The following is a 14,966-nucleotide window of genomic DNA, read 5'->3' on the forward strand; positions in this document are numbered from 1 at the left end:
CACATCGAGCATCGCACATCGTGATTCAGGCCGTTGATTTCCAGCAGTTTGTGGCGCTCGCCCGTGCGGGCCACAACCGCATTCCGCTCGTGCGCAGCCTGCAGGCGGATCTCGACACGCCGCTGTCAGCCTACTTAAAACTTGCTGCCGCACCGAACAGTTTTCTCTTGGAGTCGGTGGTGGGGGGCGAGCGCTTTGGCCGTTACTCCTTCATTGGCCTGCCGGCCCGCACGCGCATTGAGGCGCGTGACCGCGACATTCGGCTGAGTGTGGCGGGTGCCCCGGATTTCACCTTGAAAGGCGATCCACTTCAGTTCGTGGAGGCCTACCTCTCGCAGTTCAAGGCCGCACGGGTGGAGGGCCTGCCCCGCTTTGCGGGTGGCCTGGCCGGCTACTTTGGCTACGAGACCATTCGCTACATCGAGCCGCGGCTGGACCAAGCGGCCGCGAAGTCCCGCCCGGACCCCATGGGCCTGCCCGATGTCTTGCTGCTGCTCACCGAAGAGCTCGCAGTCTTCGACAACCTCGCGGGACGCCTGTCTTTGTGGGTCTATGCCGAGTCGGGTGACCTCTTGAGTGGCGATCAGGCGCCTGCGCCCTGGCCAGAGGCCCGTCTGCGCCAGGCCTACGACGCTGCCATGGCCCGGCTCGATGCCCTCGTGGCGCAATTGAAGGCCCCCTTTGTGCCGCCAGTGGCCGAGACCTTCCCGCCCACCGAGGTGCGCAGAGACTTCCACAAGGATGACTTCCTCAAGGCCGTGGCCCAAGCCAAGGAATACATTGCGGCGGGCGATGTCATGCAGGTGGTCATTGGCCAGGTGCTGCAGAAATCGTTCAAGGGCTCGGCGCTCTCGCTCTACCGGGCGCTGCGCGGCCTGAACCCTTCGCCCTACATGTACTTCTACGACATGGGCGACTTTCAAATCGCTGGGGCCTCACCAGAGATTCTGGTGCGTCAAGACGATGTGGCCGATGGCGCCACCCGGGTGACCATTCGCCCCATCGCGGGCACGCGCCCGCGGGGCAAGACGCCCGCGCAAGACCTGGCCTTGGAGCAAGAACTTCGGGCAGACCCCAAGGAATGTGCCGAGCACCTCATGCTCATCGACCTCGCCCGAAACGATGTCGGCCGCATTGCACAGACGGGCACGGTGAAGGTCAACGAGCAGATGGTCGTGGAGCGTTACTCCCATGTCATGCACCTGGTGAGCGATGTGGAGGGCATTTTGAAGCCGGGCCTATCGGCCATGGATGTGCTGCGGGCCAGCTTTCCGGCCGGCACCCTGAGTGGCGCGCCGAAGATTCGGGCCCTTGAGATCATCGACGCGTTGGAGCCAGTAAAGCGAGGCCTCTACGGCGGGGCCTGCGGTTATTTGTCCTTCACCGGCGAGATGGACCTCGCCATTGCCATTCGCACGGGCGTGCTCAAAGACGAAACGCTTTATGTGCAGGCGGGTGCGGGCATCGTGGCCGACTCCGTGGCCGAGAGTGAGTGGCAAGAAACCGAGAGCAAGGCGCGTGCGGTGATGCATGCGGCAGAGATCGCCGAGAAAGGGCTCGAGCCATGAGCAAGACGCCAGGCCAGCCCACGCGGCTGCTGATGATCGACAAGAAATCATCGATATCTACCCAGCCCCGCTCCAACAGGTGGCAGTTGATACCCTTAACGAACTCCGGCCCACTAACTCACTGCAGTGCTATGAAGATGCAGGGATGTGGTTTTTTACTCCTGGCTACCCGCCGGACCAATCCCGCTTCTCAGGGTCGCGGGCGGCAGGCGCTAGAATTGGACGCCATACGGGGTTTTGGTGGATCCCCCTCAAAACTAGGAATTGACACTTGCGGACAGTGTTGGAGAAACTCCCATTCGTAGCGTTAAATCCGCCCTTCCTTTTGGATTATCAGTGAATTTAGACCGAAACGAAGCTTGCAAAATGACGTCCATCCTCAGCATCCCCATCGACCCCCAGCACATTCTCAGAAAGAAAAAATCACTGAAACACCTACTGGCCCAACAAAGCGGGCTTTTAAAAAAGCGCATTGCTATTCTTGGCGGGTCAACCACTGCCGAAATTCGGGATGCTCTTGAGATCTTCCTGCTTGAAGGCGGGATACAACCTGAGTTCTATGAGTCCGAGTACAACCAGTACTATCAGGAGCTGGCATTCGACAACGATCCCCTCAAGCGTTTCGCGCCTGATGTCATCTTCATTCATACGACGGGCGTCAATATCCAGAATTACCCGTCGCTGGCGGACATCCTAGAGGATGTGAATAAGAAATTGGATGACGAGTTTGCGGCCTACAAGCATCTGTGGGAGCGCGCATCGACGATCTACTGTTGCCCGATCATTCAGAATAATTTTGAGAATCCGTTTCTGCGCCCACTCGGCAACCTTGATTTCTCAGATCACCGTGGCAAAACCAGCTATGTGCGCTGTCTGAATGAGCGGATCGCTGACCACGCACGGCAGAATCCTAATTTCTATGTCCATGACATTAATCATCTCAGTGCATGGTTGGGGCTGGAAAGATGGTTCAACCGAAAAGACTGGTATTTGTACAAATATGCCTTGGCGTTTGAGTGTATTCCCGCCTTTGCTCAAAGTCTGTCAGCCATTATCAAGGCCATCTTCGGCAAGACCAAGAAGGCTCTAGTGGTAGATCTGGACAACACTTTATGGGGTGGCGTCATCGGGGACGACGGTGCAGATCAGATCAAGATCGGAAACGGTACCGCCGTAGGTGAAGCCCATTTGGAACTGCAGGCCTACCTGCGCCAGTTGCGCGATCGAGGCATCCTGCTGGCGGTATCCTCCAAGAATGACTTCGATAATGCGCGCGAGGGCTTTAACCACCCTCACTCAGTGCTGAAGTTTGAAGACTTTGTAGCGTTTCAGGCGAACTGGGAACCCAAATCGGAAAACATTAAGTCGATCGCAAGTCAGATAGATATCGGCATCGACTCACTGGTCTTTCTTGATGACAACCCCGCCGAACGGGAGCTGGTGAAGCAGCAGGCACCTGAAGTGACCGTGCCCGACGTAGGCGAAGACATCGCGAAATACGCTGCGATCATCGATCGCAGCGGTCTGTTCGAGCCAATTAGCATTTCAAATGAAGACTTGAGCCGGGCGCGCTATTACGAGTCGAACGCCGCTCGAAACGAAATGCAGTCTCAGTTTCTGGACTATGGACAGTACTTGGACTCTCTAGAAATGAGTGCCGAGATACGGCCATTCGAACCAAAATATTTGGATCGAATCACGCAGCTTACCAATAAGACCAATCAATTTAACCTGACCACGCGTCGCTACACTTACGCCGATATCGAAGCCATTGCTCAGCACCCCAGCATGATCTGCCTGACCGGTCATCTCAGGGACAGGTTTGGCGACAATGGATTGATATCGGTGGTGATCGCCGCCAAGCGAGGTCACCAGGTCGAAATTGAACTTTGGTTGATGAGTTGCCGCGTTCTAAAGCGCGAAATGGAACTTGCCATGTTTGATGAGCTTGTTGCTAGGGTAAGGCAGGGTGGCGCCACGGAGGTCATCGGCAAATACCTGCCAACCAAGAAAAACGGTATGGTGGCCGACCTCTATAGGCATTTGGGTTTCATGAATATAAAGACCACGGACGATGGCGAAACACACTGGCGGTACAGCATCCCATCGAAAGCAACCGTTCTTAATTCCCACATTAAGGTCAATCGTGGACAGTAAAACCATTCTCGGCAAAATTCAATCAATTGTTCAGGACGTTTTGGATAACGAATCTCTGAGCATCAACGAACAGACCGAGGCAACCGATGTGGAAGGCTGGGACTCGCTGGCTCACATCAATATTGTGAGTCAGATCGAAAGCGATTTCGGCGTTCGATTCTCACTTGATGAACTGGCGGGATTTTCAAACGTTGGCAAGATCGTTGAGGCCGTACAGCAAAAGATTTCATGATCACCCGCCGCTTTACTCTCGCGGATCAGTTTGAATTTGCCAGTTTTTCTCACGACCTCAATCCCATCCACGTTGATCCCATCGCCTCAAGGCGCCTCATCTATGGCCAGCCCGTGGTGCATGGCGTCAACGCCATGCTGTGGGCGCTGGCCACCTTTGCACGCGATCATACAGGGCCAGTCAAAGTTCAGGACCTAACCTGCTCGTTCACAAAACCGCTACTGTTGCACGAAGAGGTCAGCATCGATATCGATTCATCCGCTGGGTGTGACACCACGATTCGACTGCGTCAAGGGGGTCAGGTGGCGGTCAAGATCAGTCTCACGCATATACCTTGTGAGGCTGGTCAATTGGAGGAGTTTCAAGGCATGAAGACATGCGAGTCGCCATTTGGCACGCAACCGGATGTGGTGGCTGAAGAAGCCTTGGCCGAGCTTGTTGGTGAGTTCTCTATTGCCTTCAATATAGACAAAGCGGTCGACCTCTACGGGCCCCGGCTCATTACCGTCTTTGGGGGGCAGGCCGTTGCGGAGATGACTGCATTGACTAAGGTTGTTGGCATGCATGCCCCTGGCCTAAATTCGCTCTTCACTGAAATAAAACTCAAGCCAGCCACGGCAATTCGCCAAGCGTGCCACATACACTACAAGACTCAGGAATACGACACGAGATTCCATCAGTTGGTCATTGCTTGCAACGGCAGAACTTTTGATTCAGTGCTAAAGGCCTTCTACAGGCCATCAGCAACCCCGCAACCAGGATATTCGGCCCTAAAGAAGTCCGTTTCAGACGCAGAATTCGAGCTGCAGAGGGCGCTGGTCATCGGCGGATCACGCGGTCTGGGCGAGGTAACCGCCAAGTATCTGGCCGCTGGAGGGGCGCAAGTTTTGCTGACCTACAGTCGCGGTGTCGCCGATGCCGATGCAATCGTGCAAGATATTTCGCTGCATGGCGGCATTGCCCAGTCAGTCCTGTTCGACTTGACAACGCCCGACGAGGAAGTTCCAGCCATAATGAACGACTTCGCGCCAACCGACATCTATTACTTTGCAACTCCCGTTATCTTTTCTGGTCAAAAAGGAGTCTTTGCAGAGAGTCGGCTTAAGCAGTTCATGGATTTTTATTTGCTGGGATTTCACCGGCTCATTGAGCATTTTTCAAAACGCGGCACGAATCGTTATTTTTGGCCGTCCACTGTTTTTTTGGACGAGCTACCTGCCACCATGGGCGAATACTGCGTGGCTAAGGCCGCCGCAGAAGCCTATTCTGGCTGGGTGGTTAAAAACAGACCCCATATAAATATCGCATGTCCGCGTTTGCCCCGGTTGGCAACTGATCAGACTGCCAGCATCTCGGGAATTGATTACGGGGATACGGCGCTTATGCTGGAACTACTCCGGGAGTTCTCCAAACCAGGAGCAAATTAATGACAACTTTCCCCACGGACATTCCACGTATTAGACAAGCTTTAGAAGAAGACCTACCTCGCCTGATGCAATATATAGATAAGGAGTGGATGCCTGGCCATATTTTGTCTCGAGATAGTGAATTATTTCGCTACCAACATCAGTGTGGGCCTGCATTGAACTTCATCATTTCCGAGAATAATGTTGGCTCTATCAATGGCATTTTAGGGTTCATTCCCTCCTCAGTAGCAGCGGATAGTGATGTATGGCTCGCCATGTGGAAAGTCTCACGCGGTACTGGAAACCCCGTTCTTGGCATTGAATTGCTTCAATATCTCAAGGCACAAGAACATCGAACGGTGTTATGTCTGGGGATCAATCCGCAGACGATTGGAATTTACCGGTACCTTGGCTACGCCACTGGGACAATGAATCATCACTTTCTGCCGAACAAGGCTATTAGCTCATTCCAGATAGGCAAGATTCCCTCAGAAGTTGCCTACCTGGAACGCCCCTTTAAGCATTCAAGTCGTATCAGCCTGCGCAGTGTGTTTTGTGAGGACATTCCAGCAGATTTCTTTTTGGGCACGGCCAGTCATGTCCTGCCACGCAAGGACATTGCCTACTTTGAGCATCGATATTTCAAGCATCCAATCTACCGCTATCGTGTTTACGGCATCTATCGCGACAGCGAGCTAGCCACGCTTTTAGTGGCCCGGCTCGTGTGTGTGGAGGTCGCATCCGCGCTGCGAGTAGTAGACATAATCGGCGATGAATCATTGTTACCATGGGTCACCCATGCACTTCATGACATCCTCGAAAATGAGGGTATTGAGTATATGGATCTGCTGTCGTTCGGGCTTGATGAAAGATTACTCCAGCAAGCTTGCTTGAGCAAACTTGACCTAACTAGCGATCAAATCGTCATACCTAACTACTTTCAACCGTTCACGCAAAAAAACATCCCTATCCATTTTTTCGTGGATCAAGAAATTTCTCCGAAACTACGCATTTACAAGGCAGATGGCGATCAGGACCGGCCAAACTAATAGAAAGTGCAGTTATGAGCAAGCTGTCTGTGGTGATGTACCACTATGTTCGTGACCTGAAGAGTTCTCGATTCCCCGAAATTAAAGGCCTGGATTACAAGCTGTTTGTGGAACAGATCGAGTACCTGCGCCGTCACTATCAATTCGTGACATCTGAACAGGTAGTTCGAAGTCTGGACGGCAGCGAGCTCCTTCCTGAAAAGGCGGTCTTATTGACTTTCGATGATGCCTATATAGACCACTATACTCATGTTTTTCCCCTCCTTGATCGTCTGGGCATACAGGGCAGCTTTTATGTGCCTGTTAAGGCAGTCTCCGATAATACGGTCTTGGATGTCAATAAAATCCACTTTACGTTGGCAGGCCAACCGGACAAAGCGTCTTTGGTCAAGGCTATCGAAAACCAGCTAGACAGGTTTCGTGCCGATCATGCTATCGACCCCTTTGACGATTTGGTGGAGAAATATGCCAAGCCTTCGAAGTACGACACAGCGGAAGTAATGCTGATCAAACGTCTGCTACAGCACGGGTTGCCCCTTGAGGTCAGAAGTCGTATTACGGATGAACTCTTTGTTCAAACCGTCGGTATGGATGAGGATTCATTCAGCCGCGAGTTATATATGAGCACCGAACAGGTCAAAGCCATGCTGCGACATGGTATGCATATTGGTTGCCACGGCTACGACCATTTCTGGTGGAATAAGCTCGATCGGTCTGCGGTGGAATACGAGATCGACAGGTCCTTGATGTATTTGCTAGACGTTGGCGTTGAGCAAGATATGTGGACGGCATGCTACCCCTATGGGTCCTACGACGACCAGTCCATTGAGATCCTAGGAGATCGACGGTGCAAGTTTGCCCTCACGACTGAGGTGGGCGTGGCCAATTTGCAGCGAGACAACCGCTACAAACTTCCTCGTCTCGACACAAACGACTTCCCTAAAGATCGGGACGCTAAACTAAATTTCCGCTACTTCGAGCATTGAGTCTAACTCTGTTGTTTCGTCTTCCAACCCAACGGCGTTATGCCGCCAATTTCCCCTCATGCTGAGCGCTGATCCAGTCCTCCATGTACCTGATTGGCAGGACGCCCCTCCTTCAAATGACCTCAGGAAATCAGGGCTTCATCGCACTGAATAATGGGGGGAAATAGCGGTTTCTGAATTCGCACATTCGCAGCGCGAAAGCACCAAATCAAATTGGGGGTGCTTCTAGGGGTATAACAAGCAAAATCCCAGCAAAGTGTTGCGGAAGAAACCTTAGGATATCTGCCTTATGTTGCTGATGATCGACAACTACGATTCCTTCACCTACAACCTGGTGCAGTACTTCGGCGAGTTGGGTGCACAAGTCACCACGGTGCGCAATGATGCCCAGACGGTCTCGGCGCTACTCGATCTCCCTGCTGCCGAGCGGCCGCAGCACATTGTCATTTCACCAGGGCCGTGTAGCCCTGCAGAGGCGGGCATTTCGGTGGCACTCATCCAGGCTGTGGCCCAGATGCCCAAACCCATTCCCTTGCTCGGGGTTTGCCTGGGCCATCAGGCCATTGGGGCGGCCTTCGGTGCCAAGGTGGTGCGGGCCAAGTCCATCATGCATGGCAAGACCTCGCCCGTGACCCACCGTGGCGAGAGTGTCTTCAAGGGCCTGCCAAACCCGCTCACGGTCACGCGTTACCACTCCCTGGCCATTGAGCGTGCAAGCCTGCCCCCGTTCCTGACGGTCACGGCCTGGACGGCCGACGACGAGATCATGGGCGTGCAGCACGAGCGCTTGCCGATTCACGGCGTGCAGTTCCACCCCGAATCCATCCTCACGGAAAAGGGGCGTGCGCTGCTGCAGAACTTCCTGGAGATTCCCTCGCCGCTGTAGTCGCTCGTGGGGCTCGGTGGCTCAGCGTGCGCTAGCTCCGAGCGTCTACCCCGGCCTTTACTTCAGTGGCCGGCCGAGCCTAACGCCGACTGAAACTGCTGGAAGATGTCTTGGTAGTGTCGGCCATCGCCATCGGGCGCGCCAAAAATGGCCGAGCCCGCCACGAAGGTGTCCGCACCCGCAGCAGCCACCGCAGCAATGTTCTCCACCTTGATGCCGCCATCCACCTCCAGCCGAATGGGCTGGCCGCCCTGGGCCAGGTGCACATCGATGCGGGCCCGCACGGCCTTGATCTTCTCAAGTGTGGAGGGAATGAAGGCCTGGCCGCCAAAGCCCGGGTTCACGCTCATGAGCAGAATCATGTCGATCTTGTCCATGACCCAGTCCAGGTGCTCAAGCGGCGTACCAGGGTTGAAGACCAGTCCGCCCTTGCAGCCTTGGTCGTGGATGAGCTGCAGGCTGCGGTCGATGTGCTGCGAGGCCTCGGGGTGGAAGGTGATGTAGCTGGCCCCTGCCTTGGCGAAATCGGTGATGAGGGCATCCACCGGCGAGACCATCAGGTGTACATCGATGGGAATCTCCACATGGGGCCGAATGGCCTTGCAGACGAGCGGGCCCACCGTGAGGTTGGGAACGTAATGGTTGTCCATCACGTCGAAGTGAATAAAGCCAGCACCCGCGGCCTCCACGGCCTTGACCTCTTCACCCAGCCGGGCGAAGTCAGCGGAGAGAATGCTTGGTGCAATGCAGTGCGGTAGTCTCGTATGTTGCATGCTTCCTCCCAACGTCTTTTTTATTTTTTGCCGCGCATGGTCCAGACCACCAATCCAATGAGCAGGGCCAGTGCAACGCCGGCTTCAACCAGAATCAGCCACATGGTGCTTTTGTCCTTTCCGAAACGATACGTGAAGTTTGTCACGGCGACGATGGCCTTGATGATGGGTATGGCCCTGGCCGGGCCAGTTGGTTCCACTTCCGCTGCCAGTCCCGAGCCCACCATGGGGCTGTTCGAGCCCATTGCCTTCTCGCAGGTGGAGGGCTGGGACGAGGATGCCGTGGCCGAGGCTTGGCCCGCCTGGATGCGGGGCTGCACCGTGCTGCCCAAGCGCGGTGAGCCCTTTGCACGCCTGTGCGCCCGCGCGCAGATGGTGCCGGCCGACGACGGCCAGGCCATTCGTAGTTTCTTTGAGACCGAGTTTGTGCCCCACCGCCTGCGTGACCCCAAGGCCTCTGGTGGCGGCCGCCAGAACACGGTCACCGGCTATTACGAGCCCGAGCTCAGAGGATCACGCACCCTTTCCGAGCGCTTCAACACACCGCTCTATCGGCCTCCACCAGACCTCGTCACGGTGGACCTCAACGGCCCCTACCCCGAACTTCGCAAGTACCGCCTGCGCGGCCGCCTCATTCAGACCCCGCAGGGCGAGACGGTGGTGCCGTACCCCACGCGCGGTGAGCTCGAGACCCAAGGGCTCTTGAAGGGCCTGGAGATCTTGTATGTGGAAGACCCCGTGGAGGCTTTCTTTCTGCAGGTGCAGGGTTCGGGCCGTGTGGTGCTCGAAGATGGCTCGGTGGTGCGCCTGGCCTATGCCAACCAGAATGGTCACCCTTACAGATCCATTGGCCGCTGGCTCGTGGAGCAGGGTGAGCTCACCCTCTCGCAGGCCAGCATGCAAGGCATTCAGCGTTGGCTGGCCGCCAACCCGCATCGTCGGGATGAACTCCTTCACCAGAACCCCAGCATGATCTTCTTCCGGGAGCTGCCGTCAGGCACCAACCCCGCTGATGGCCCCATTGGCTCATTGGGTGTGCCGATCACCGCAGGCCGCTCGATTGCACTGGACCCACGCTATGTGTCGCTCGGCCTGCCCGTGTTCCTGAGCACGCAATTGCCCGGTGGCCCCACGCGCCGACTGGTCATGGCCCAAGACACGGGATCGGCCATTCTGGGCCCGCACCGGGCGGATTTCTTCTTCGGCTCTGGGCCCGAGGCCGGTGCGGTGGCGGGCCGCATGAAGGCCCCTGGCGAGATGGTGGTGCTGCTGCCTCGGTAGAATCCGAGGCATGACATCCCAGCCCTCAACCCCCGGTTCGTCCGCAAGCCCGCCCGCGGCCTCAGCCTTCAACTCGGCCTCCAGCACAGCCTCTGGTGCCGCGCTGAGTATTCAGCAGGCCCTCACCCAGATCGTGGCCCGTCAAGACCTCTCGCGAGACGAGATGCTCGGCATCATGCGGCAGGTGATGTCGGGCGAGGTGCCCGCTGAGCAGCTCGCCGGGCTGCTCATGGCGCTGCGCGTCAAGCGCGAGTCGGTCGATGAGATTGCTGCGGCCGCCCAAGTGATGCGCGAGTTCGCCACGCCCGTGCCCGTGAACCTGGCAGACATTCCCAACTTGGTGGACCTCTGCGGCACCGGTGGTGACGGCGCCCACAGTTTCAACATCTCCACCACGGCCATGTTCGTGGCTGCCGCCGCAGGCGCCAAGGTGGCCAAGCATGGCGGCCGGGCCGTGAGCTCGAGCACCGGCAGCGCGGATGTGCTCGAGGGTCTGGGGGCCAACATTCATCTGCCGCCCGAGCAGGTGGCCCAGTGCATTCGAGAGGTAGGGGTGGGCTTTATGTTCGCGCCCAACCACCACACGGCCATGAAGCATGTGGCGCCCGTGCGCAAGGCCTTGGGCGTGCGCACCATGTTCAACATTCTGGGCCCACTCACCAACCCGGCTGGGGCCAAGCACCAGCTCATGGGTGTGTTCTCCACAGACCTTGTGCGCACCCAGGCCGAGGTGCTGCGCAGCCTGGGCTCACAGCATGTGCTGGTGGTCCATGCCCGCAATGGCCTGGATGAAATCGCCATCGACGGCGAAACCTTCGTGGCCGAACTCACCCCCGAGGGGGACATTCATGAGCGGCTCATCTTTGCCCAGCAGTTTGGGGTGCCGGCCTACAACGTGCAGGACTTGGACAAAGGCCTGGGCGCCCGAAGCCTGGAGGAGGCCAAGGCCCGCATGGCTTCGGCCTTGAAGAATGAGCCCGGCCCTGCGCGCGACATCGTGATGATGAATGCCGGTGCGGCCTTGTGGGCAGCCGATGTGGCGAGTAGCTTGGCCGATGGCATTCGTCAGGCCAAGGCGGCGTTGGAGAGTGGTGCGGCCAAGGCCAAGCTCGATGCCTTTGTTGAGTTCACACAGTCGGTGCAGGGCGGTCAGCCAGCCCAGGCCGCTGGCGCGAAGGGCGCGAGATGAGCGCTGCCGCGCCCCAGGGCGCAGACATCCTCAAAGCCATTCTGGCCACCAAGGCTCAAGAGGTGGCGGCCGCCAAGGCAGTGTGTTCGTTGGCCCAGATCGAGGCTGAGGTGAAGGCTGCGATTGCGGTGTCTGATGCGCCCGACGCCTCTTCAGCGTCCGAGGTCTCCGATACAGCGGGGGATTCCGGCGCACGGGGTGCGCCACGGGGTTTCTTGCGGGCACTGCAAGACAAGCGAAAACAGGGACTGCCTGCCGTGATTGCGGAGGTGAAGAAGGCAAGCCCCTCCAAGGGTGTGATTCGCAAGCGGTTCGACCCCGCCGAGATTGCCGCCCAGTATGAGGCCGCTGGCGCAGCCTGCCTGTCGGTTCTCACGGACCGCGATTACTTCCAAGGCTCACCGGAGGACCTTCGCGCCGCGCGCGCGGCCTGTGCGATTCCAGTGCTGCGCAAAGACTTTATCGTGGACCCCTACCAGGTCTTCGAGGCGCGCCTCTGGGGTGCGGACTGCGTGCTGCTCATTGTGGCCGCCCTGGCCGACAGCCAGATGCAGGAGCTCGAGGCCACCGCGATGGCCTTGGGCATGGATGTCTTGGTGGAGGTGCATGACGGTGATGAACTCGACCGCGCCCTAAAACTTCGCACGCCGCTGGTGGGCATCAACAACCGCAACCTGCACACCTTCGAGACTCGGCTGCGTACCACCATCGACCTGCTCGAGCGGGTGCCGCCCGAGAAATTCTTGGTGACGGAGAGCGGCATTCTGCAGGCCTTGGATGTTCAGCTCATGCAAGACCACGGTGTGCATGCGTTTCTGGTGGGCGAAGCCATGATGCGCCAGCCCGACCCTGGCCAGGCTCTGCAGGCCCTATTCCGGGCGTTTGCGCCGCAAGAAGACAGTTAGCGAAGCGCCAGTTTGAGCTCGTAGTAGAGGCGGCCCAGCCACTCCCTCACAGCCTCGGATGCACGCCAAAACGCATGCGCTGAGGGCAGCAGGTCCATGACAGTGCCCTTTTGCTGCGGCACTTTGAAGTCCACCCGATACGGCGTCACGATGAACCGCTCGGCCTCAAAGAGGCGCTGGGCCCGGTGCATGTGAAAGGCAGACGTCACGAGAATGATTTTCTGCTGCTCGGGGGGCAATAGCGCTCGAACCGCCTTGGCCTCTTGTTCGGTGTTTTCCACATCGCCCGTGAGCAGCGTGCGCTCAGGTGAAACGCCCAGCCGGTGGGCCGTCTGCTGCAGGCGCTGCCCCTCATTGAACCCTTCGTACTCCCACGGCAGCTTGCCGCCCGTGAAGACCAGCACGGGGGCCTTCCCGGCCGCCAGGGCTTCAAGCCCTCCGAAGAAACGGTCTGGGTCCCCCCATTCAAAAATGGCGGGGTCCTCGGCGGGTGGGCTGAGCAGCATGCCGCTAAGAATCACAATGGCATCGGCCTGTGGAAGGCTGGCTGCATGGGTGCGCACCGTGTGGCCCTCTACTGCTCGCCACAAGGCATTCGAGACCACGGGGGTGGAGAAAATCCAGAGCACGGCGAGTGCCGCAATCATCGGCCCCCGAGAGCGACGCAGCACGCCCCAGAGCATGAGCAGCATCACCAAGGCCAAGGGTGAGACCAAAAGTGGCAGGAGTTTGTGCAGATAGATCATGGGCAAGGTGTGGGGTGGTGTGGGGTGATGTGGGGTGATGTGGGGTGGCATCAGCTGCCGGGGGTGAGCAAGGCTTGCAGCACCGGGCGCAGTTGGCTCGGCCAGCCCGGGCGATCTTTTACGGCGACTGGCATAACGGGCGAGTCGCCCCCGGGCAAGCGCTGCTCGCCTGCCCTTGTCGCAACGCCAGACGAGGGCTCCAAAGGACCACCCAATTGGAAGGTGGCCATGGTGCTGCTGTTGTCGAGAACAGAGTTCACGGGCCGGGGTGCCATGGGTGCGTTGCGGCCACTGGCCCGCATGCCTTGTTCGTACGCTGCGGTGCTCACAGCAAGCACCTGGTCGTTCGATTGAATGCGCCAAGGCCTCGAAGGCGCGATCGCACGCGCTTCGGCCAACAAGTGCTGGGCAAATGCATGCCAAGTGGTCTCACCGCCGGCTGTGAGGTGGAAGATGCCTCGGAGTGCCGGCCCTGTCAGCGCTGGCCCTTCATTCCGCGCAGCTGGCCACTGCGCGCAGACCTTCAAGAGGCTCTGCGCAATCCACTCGGCGCTGGTGGGCGCACCATGCTGGTCGTTCACCACACGAAGCTCATCTCGCTGCTCGGCCAGGGTCAGCATGGTCTTCACGAAGTTGCTGCCGTGGGCCGAGAAGACCCAACTGGTTCGAAAGACCAGTGCGGGGTGGCCCTGCGTGGCCGCCATCAGTCGCGCCTCGCCCTCGGCCTTCGTGCGGCCGTAGACGCACTGTGGGCTCACGGCGTCATCGGGTGTGTAGGCCTGTCCCACGGGCTTGCGGCCATCAAAGACATAGTCTGTTGAGAGGTGAATGACCGGCACGCCCGCCGCCTTGCAGACCTGCCCCAGGGTCTCCACCGCAGTTGCGTTGATGGCCTGTGCGAGCCCAGGCTCCACCTCGGCCCGGTCCACCGATGTATAGGCGGCTGCGTTGATCACATGCGTGGGGTTGTGGGTGGCGAGTGCCGCGCGCAGTTGCTGCGCAAACAGCGGGCTCGCCAGGTCCGCTTCATGGCGAGTGAGTCCGACTACTTTCAGAGTGCGCGGGCCAGCTGTGGAGCCCGGAGTCAGGGCGACACGCTGCGACTCCCTCGCCTCTCTTCTCTCCCCTCTTTTCGCCGGCCTCAGCCACTGCCCGTCCAGCGCTGTCAGGGCATGCCCCACTTGGCCGGATGCGCCCAAGACCAGCACCCGCAACGGCTGGGTCATGGCGTGGGCAGGCTGGCGTCTTTGAGCAGCGGGGCCTGTTGGTCTTTGTCGGAAAGCAGTGGCGTAGCAATGCCGTGGTCCGCGAATGGCCAGTCGATGGCCAGGTCTGGGTCGTTCCAGGCCACGGCGCCCTCGCTGCTGGGCTTGTAGAAGTCGCTGGTCTTGTAGAGAAAGTCTGTCTGGTCTTCAAGCACCAGAAAGCCATGGCCAAAGCCGGCAGGAATGTAGAGCTGCTGATGGTCTCGGTCGGAGAGTTCGCAGCCCGCCCACAGCCCAAAGGTGGGCGAGCCCTTGCGCAGGTCTACGGCCACATCAAACACGCGGCCGCGTGCCACACGCACCAGCTTGGCCTGCGCATGGGGTGGATGCTGGAAATGAATGCCGCGCAGCACCCCCTTGTTGGAGCGTGAGTGGTTGTCTTGCACGAAGGCCTCGGTGATGCCGGCCTGCGCCATGGCTTGCGCATGAAAACTCTCAAAGAAAAAGCCGCGGTCGTCTCCGAACACGCGCGGCGTGATGAGCAAGACATCCGAGAAGGGGCCCAGGGCTTGAATCTTCATGG

The 14,966-nt window shown here is 58.4% G+C and carries 15 protein-coding genes; 10 read left to right on the top strand and 5 right to left on the bottom strand.

The window, feature by feature from the left end:
• The first annotated feature begins 20 nt into the window (after window positions 1–20).
• From trpE to AC8GDA_RS00980, 7 genes are all read left to right on the top strand, one after another.
• Window positions 21–1,568: an anthranilate synthase component I gene (gene trpE / locus AC8GDA_RS00950; protein ID WP_506556458.1), complete on the top strand. Its 1,548-nt coding sequence runs from the start codon at window positions 21–23 to the stop codon at window positions 1,566–1,568.
• Window positions 1,569–1,934: 366 nt separating this feature from the next.
• Entirely contained in the window at window positions 1,935–3,725 is a 1,791-nt protein-coding gene (locus tag AC8GDA_RS00955) for an HAD-IIIC family phosphatase (RefSeq protein ID WP_506556459.1), read from the top strand.
• Window positions 3,715–3,957: an acyl carrier protein gene (locus AC8GDA_RS00960; protein WP_506556460.1), complete on the top strand. Its 243-nt coding sequence runs from the start codon at window positions 3,715–3,717 to the stop codon at window positions 3,955–3,957. The genes AC8GDA_RS00955 and AC8GDA_RS00960 overlap by 11 nt, the downstream gene beginning before the upstream one ends.
• Window positions 3,954–5,384, top strand: coding sequence for an SDR family NAD(P)-dependent oxidoreductase (locus AC8GDA_RS00965; protein ID WP_506556461.1), 1,431 nt, complete (start codon window positions 3,954–3,956; stop codon window positions 5,382–5,384). The genes AC8GDA_RS00960 and AC8GDA_RS00965 overlap by 4 nt, the downstream gene beginning before the upstream one ends.
• On the top strand, window positions 5,384–6,412 hold the full coding sequence (locus tag AC8GDA_RS00970) for a hypothetical protein (protein ID WP_506556462.1): 1,029 nt from the start codon (window positions 5,384–5,386) through the stop codon (window positions 6,410–6,412). The genes AC8GDA_RS00965 and AC8GDA_RS00970 overlap by 1 nt, the downstream gene beginning before the upstream one ends.
• A 14-nt stretch (window positions 6,413–6,426) precedes the next feature.
• Complete coding sequence (locus AC8GDA_RS00975) at window positions 6,427–7,398, top strand: polysaccharide deacetylase family protein (RefSeq protein WP_506556463.1); 972 nt, start codon at window positions 6,427–6,429, stop codon at window positions 7,396–7,398.
• A 289-nt stretch (window positions 7,399–7,687) separates the two neighbouring features.
• Window positions 7,688–8,284 (top strand): anthranilate synthase component II, encoded by a 597-nt coding sequence (locus AC8GDA_RS00980; protein ID WP_506556464.1) that lies wholly within the window; start codon window positions 7,688–7,690, stop codon window positions 8,282–8,284.
• Window positions 8,285–8,346: 62 nt separating this feature from the next.
• Here the strand turns inward: AC8GDA_RS00980 and rpe are convergent, their stop codons facing one another.
• Window positions 8,347–9,057 carry a ribulose-phosphate 3-epimerase gene (gene rpe / locus AC8GDA_RS00985; protein ID WP_506556465.1) on the bottom strand — a complete coding sequence of 237 codons (711 nt, stop codon included), beginning with the start codon at window positions 9,055–9,057 and terminating at the stop codon, window positions 8,347–8,349.
• A gap of 20 nt (window positions 9,058–9,077) precedes the next feature.
• Window positions 9,078–9,302, bottom strand: a complete 225-nt coding sequence (locus tag AC8GDA_RS00990) for a hypothetical protein (RefSeq protein WP_506556466.1) — start codon at window positions 9,300–9,302, stop codon at window positions 9,078–9,080.
• Between AC8GDA_RS00990 and mltA the strand changes: the two genes are divergently transcribed.
• Genes mltA through trpC form a run of 3 tightly spaced genes read left to right on the top strand, consistent with a single transcriptional unit; the run spans window position 9,283 to window position 12,432 of the window.
• Window positions 9,283–10,338, top strand: coding sequence for a murein transglycosylase A (mltA, locus tag AC8GDA_RS00995; RefSeq protein WP_506556467.1), 1,056 nt, complete (start codon window positions 9,283–9,285; stop codon window positions 10,336–10,338). The genes AC8GDA_RS00990 and mltA overlap by 20 nt on opposite strands.
• A gap of 10 nt (window positions 10,339–10,348) precedes the next feature.
• Window positions 10,349–11,527 carry an anthranilate phosphoribosyltransferase gene (gene trpD / locus AC8GDA_RS01000; RefSeq protein WP_506556468.1) on the top strand — a complete coding sequence of 393 codons (1,179 nt, stop codon included), beginning with the start codon at window positions 10,349–10,351 and terminating at the stop codon, window positions 11,525–11,527.
• Window positions 11,524–12,432 (top strand): indole-3-glycerol phosphate synthase TrpC, encoded by a 909-nt coding sequence (gene trpC / locus AC8GDA_RS01005; protein ID WP_506556469.1) that lies wholly within the window; start codon window positions 11,524–11,526, stop codon window positions 12,430–12,432. The genes trpD and trpC overlap by 4 nt, the downstream gene beginning before the upstream one ends.
• On the opposite strand, the gene AC8GDA_RS01010 is transcribed toward trpC, so the two are convergent.
• The 3 genes from AC8GDA_RS01010 to rfbC are packed head-to-tail and all read right to left on the bottom strand — an operon-like array spanning window position 12,429 to window position 14,964.
• Window positions 12,429–13,178: a YdcF family protein gene (locus AC8GDA_RS01010; RefSeq protein ID WP_506556470.1), complete on the bottom strand. Its 750-nt coding sequence runs from the start codon at window positions 13,176–13,178 to the stop codon at window positions 12,429–12,431. The genes trpC and AC8GDA_RS01010 overlap by 4 nt on opposite strands.
• 50 nt (window positions 13,179–13,228) lie before the next feature.
• Window positions 13,229–14,404, bottom strand: a complete 1,176-nt coding sequence (gene rfbD, locus AC8GDA_RS01015) for a dTDP-4-dehydrorhamnose reductase (protein WP_506556471.1) — start codon at window positions 14,402–14,404, stop codon at window positions 13,229–13,231.
• Window positions 14,401–14,964, bottom strand: a complete 564-nt coding sequence (gene rfbC, locus AC8GDA_RS01020; RefSeq protein WP_506556472.1) for a dTDP-4-dehydrorhamnose 3,5-epimerase — start codon at window positions 14,962–14,964, stop codon at window positions 14,401–14,403. The genes rfbD and rfbC overlap by 4 nt, the downstream gene beginning before the upstream one ends.
• Between the last annotated feature and the right edge of the window lie 2 nt (window positions 14,965–14,966).

Origin of the sequence: Hahnella aquatica (SeqCode) (assembly GCF_965194505.1) — a bacterium.
GTDB classification, from domain to species: domain Bacteria; phylum Pseudomonadota; class Gammaproteobacteria; order Burkholderiales; family Burkholderiaceae_A; genus Hahnella; species Hahnella aquatica.

Bases quoted from the DNA above. Each gene is read 5' to 3' on its own strand.
- AC8GDA_RS00955 (WP_506556459.1), top strand. From the start codon at position 1,935: ATGACGTCCATCCTCAGCATCCCCATCGACCCCCAGCACATTCTCAGA.
- AC8GDA_RS00965 (WP_506556461.1), top strand. From the start codon at position 3,954: ATGATCACCCGCCGCTTTACTCTCGCGGATCAGTTTGAATTTGCCAGT.
- AC8GDA_RS00970 (WP_506556462.1), top strand. From the start codon at position 5,384: ATGACAACTTTCCCCACGGACATTCCACGTATTAGACAAGCTTTAGAA.
- AC8GDA_RS00975 (WP_506556463.1), top strand. From the start codon at position 6,427: ATGAGCAAGCTGTCTGTGGTGATGTACCACTATGTTCGTGACCTGAAG.
- AC8GDA_RS00980 (WP_506556464.1), top strand. From the start codon at position 7,688: ATGTTGCTGATGATCGACAACTACGATTCCTTCACCTACAACCTGGTG.
- rpe (WP_506556465.1), bottom strand. From the start codon at position 9,057: ATGCAACATACGAGACTACCGCACTGCATTGCACCAAGCATTCTCTCC.
- mltA (WP_506556467.1), top strand. From the start codon at position 9,283: ATGGGGCTGTTCGAGCCCATTGCCTTCTCGCAGGTGGAGGGCTGGGAC.
- AC8GDA_RS00990 (WP_506556466.1), bottom strand. From the start codon at position 9,302: ATGGGCTCGAACAGCCCCATGGTGGGCTCGGGACTGGCAGCGGAAGTG.
- trpD (WP_506556468.1), top strand. From the start codon at position 10,349: ATGACATCCCAGCCCTCAACCCCCGGTTCGTCCGCAAGCCCGCCCGCG.
- trpC (WP_506556469.1), top strand. From the start codon at position 11,524: ATGAGCGCTGCCGCGCCCCAGGGCGCAGACATCCTCAAAGCCATTCTG.
- AC8GDA_RS01010 (WP_506556470.1), bottom strand. From the start codon at position 13,178: ATGATCTATCTGCACAAACTCCTGCCACTTTTGGTCTCACCCTTGGCC.
- rfbD (WP_506556471.1), bottom strand. From the start codon at position 14,404: ATGACCCAGCCGTTGCGGGTGCTGGTCTTGGGCGCATCCGGCCAAGTG.
- rfbC (WP_506556472.1), bottom strand. From the start codon at position 14,964: ATGAAGATTCAAGCCCTGGGCCCCTTCTCGGATGTCTTGCTCATCACG.